The organism is Escherichia sp. AM3 (assembly GCF_032029835.1).
GTDB lineage: Bacteria > Pseudomonadota > Gammaproteobacteria > Enterobacterales > Enterobacteriaceae > Escherichia > Escherichia coli.
The window spans coordinates 1-245 of the sequence record NZ_JAVUPQ010001217.1 but is presented as its reverse complement, the minus strand read 5'-3'; the positions used below and the strand labels follow the sequence as shown (position 1 = coordinate 245).

1 pseudogene is annotated in these 245 nt (G+C 56.3%); it reads right to left on the bottom strand.

Annotated features, from left to right (window positions below):
- Positions 1 to 245, bottom strand: a pseudogene (locus RTW80_RS30370) (MFS transporter); the annotation flags it as partial.

The window sequence follows — 245 nt, the reverse complement described above, 5'->3', positions numbered from 1 at the left end:
TACTTCGCCGGGGAGTAGGCTGCCGCACCAATGCCCACCAGCGTGTAGCCGACAAACGGGTTGATACCAAAGCAGATACTTGCCGCGCCCAGAAGCTTAAGGCTGTTGGCAAACATCATGACCCGACCTTTCGGGAAGCTGTCCGCCACCTGGCCGACAAACGGCGCAAATACGATGTAAGCACCCACAAACACCATCTGTAGGATCGGCTGGCTCCCGTCGGGATAAAACTCAGCTTTCAGCAA